The following is a 2,590-nucleotide window of genomic DNA, read 5'->3' on the forward strand; positions in this document are numbered from 1 at the left end:
TCAATGAAATCGAGTAGGACGGAGCACGAGAAACTTTGTCTGAACATGGGGGGACCATCCTCCAAGGCTAAATACTACTGACTGACCGATAGTGAACTAGTACCGTGAGGGAAAGGCGAAAAGAACCCCGGAGAGGGGAGTGAAATAGATCCTGAAACCGTATGCGTACAAGCAGTGGGAGCCTACTTTGTTAGGTGACTGCGTACCTTTTGTATAATGGGTCAGCGACTTATATTCAGTGGCGAGCTTAACCGAATAGGGGAGGCGTAGCGAAAGCGAGTCTTAATAGGGCGTTTAGTCGCTGGGTATAGACCCGAAACCGGGCGATCTATCCATGGGCAGGTTGAAGGTTAGGTAACACTGACTGGAGGACCGAACCGACTACCGTTGAAAAGTTAGCGGATGACCTGTGGATCGGAGTGAAAGGCTAATCAAGCTCGGAGATAGCTGGTTCTCCTCGAAAGCTATTTAGGTAGCGCCTCATGTATCACTGTAGGGGGTAGAGCACTGTTTCGGCTAGGGGGTCATCCCGACTTACCAAACCGATGCAAACTCCGAATACCTACAAGTGCCGAGCATGGGAGACACACGGCGGGTGCTAACGTCCGTCGTGAAAAGGGAAACAACCCAGACCGTCAGCTAAGGTCCCAAAGTCATGGTTAAGTGGGAAACGATGTGGGAAGGCTTAGACAGCTAGGAGGTTGGCTTAGAAGCAGCCACCCTTTAAAGAAAGCGTAATAGCTCACTAGTCGAGTCGGCCTGCGCGGAAGATGTAACGGGGCTCAAACCATGCACCGAAGCTACGGGTATCACCTCTGGTGATGCGGTAGAGGAGCGTTCTGTAAGCCTGTGAAGGTGAGTTGAGAAGCTTGCTGGAGGTATCAGAAGTGCGAATGCTGACATGAGTAACGACAATGGGAGTGAAAAACTCCCACGCCGAAAGACCAAGGTTTCCTGCGCAACGTTAATCGACGCAGGGTTAGTCGGTCCCTAAGGCGAGGCTGAAAAGCGTAGTCGATGGAAAACAGGTTAATATTCCTGTACTTCCAGTTATTGCGATGGAGGGACGGAGAAGGCTAGGCCAGCTTGGCGTTGGTTGTCCAAGTTTAAGGTGGTAGGCTGAGATCTTAGGCAAATCCGGGATCTCAAGGCCGAGAGCTGATGACGAGTTGCCTTTAGGCGACGAAGTGGTTGATGCCATGCTTCCAAGAAAAGCTCCTAAGCTTCAGATAACTGGGAACCGTACCCCAAACCGACACAGGTGGTTAGGTAGAGAATACCAAGGCGCTTGAGAGAACTCGGGTGAAGGAACTAGGCAAAATGGCACCGTAACTTCGGGAGAAGGTGCGCCGGTGAGGGTGAAGGACTTGCTCCGTAAGCCCATGCCGGTCGAAGATACCAGGCCGCTGCGACTGTTTATTAAAAACACAGCACTCTGCAAACACGAAAGTGGACGTATAGGGTGTGACGCCTGCCCGGTGCCGGAAGGTTAATTGATGGGGTTAGCGCAAGCGAAGCTCTTGATCGAAGCCCCGGTAAACGGCGGCCGTAACTATAACGGTCCTAAGGTAGCGAAATTCCTTGTCGGGTAAGTTCCGACCTGCACGAATGGCGTAACGATGGCGGCGCTGTCTCCACCCGAGACTCAGTGAAATTGAAATCGCTGTGAAGATGCAGTGTATCCGCGGCTAGACGGAAAGACCCCGTGAACCTTTACTATAGCTTTGCACTGGACTTTGAATTTGCTTGTGTAGGATAGGTGGGAGGCTTTGAAGTGGGGACGCCAGTTCTCATGGAGCCATCCTTGAAATACCACCCTGGCAACTTTGAGGTTCTAACTCAGGTCCGTTATCCGGATCGAGGACAGTGTATGGTGGGTAGTTTGACTGGGGCGGTCTCCTCCCAAAGAGTAACGGAGGAGTACGAAGGTGCGCTCAGACCGGTCGGAAATCGGTCGTAGAGTATAAAGGCAAAAGCGCGCTTGACTGCGAGACAAACACGTCGAGCAGGTACGAAAGTAGGTCTTAGTGATCCGGTGGTTCTGTATGGAAGGGCCATCGCTCAACGGATAAAAGGTACTCCGGGGATAACAGGCTGATACCGCCCAAGAGTTCATATCGACGGCGGTGTTTGGCACCTCGATGTCGGCTCATCACATCCTGGGGCTGAAGCCGGTCCCAAGGGTATGGCTGTTCGCCATTTAAAGTGGTACGCGAGCTGGGTTTAGAACGTCGTGAGACAGTTCGGTCCCTATCTGCCGTGGACGTTTGAGATTTGAGAGGGGCTGCTCCTAGTACGAGAGGACCGGAGTGGACGAACCTCTGGTGTTCCGGTTGTCACGCCAGTGGCATTGCCGGGTAGCTATGTTCGGAAGAGATAACCGCTGAAAGCATCTAAGCGGGAAACTTGCCTCAAGATGAGATCTCACTGGGATCTTGAATCCCCTAAAGGGCCGTCGAAGACTACGACGTTGATAGGTTGGGTGTGTAAGCGCTGTGAGGCGTTGAGCTAACCAATACTAATTGCCCGTGAGGCTTGACCATATAACACCCAAGCAATTTGCTAGCGCAGATTGCGGTGGTGAAGACGA

General features: G+C 52.3%; 1 rRNA gene. It reads left to right on the top strand.

The features are described 5' to 3' along the window. A 23S ribosomal RNA gene (locus ACFY68_RS26110) occupies positions 1–2,543 on the top strand; the annotation flags it as partial. Between the last annotated feature and the right edge of the window lie 47 nt (positions 2,544–2,590).

This window comes from Pseudomonas sp. NPDC012596 (genome assembly GCF_042902325.1).
Classification (GTDB): domain Bacteria; phylum Pseudomonadota; class Gammaproteobacteria; order Pseudomonadales; family Pseudomonadaceae; genus Aquipseudomonas.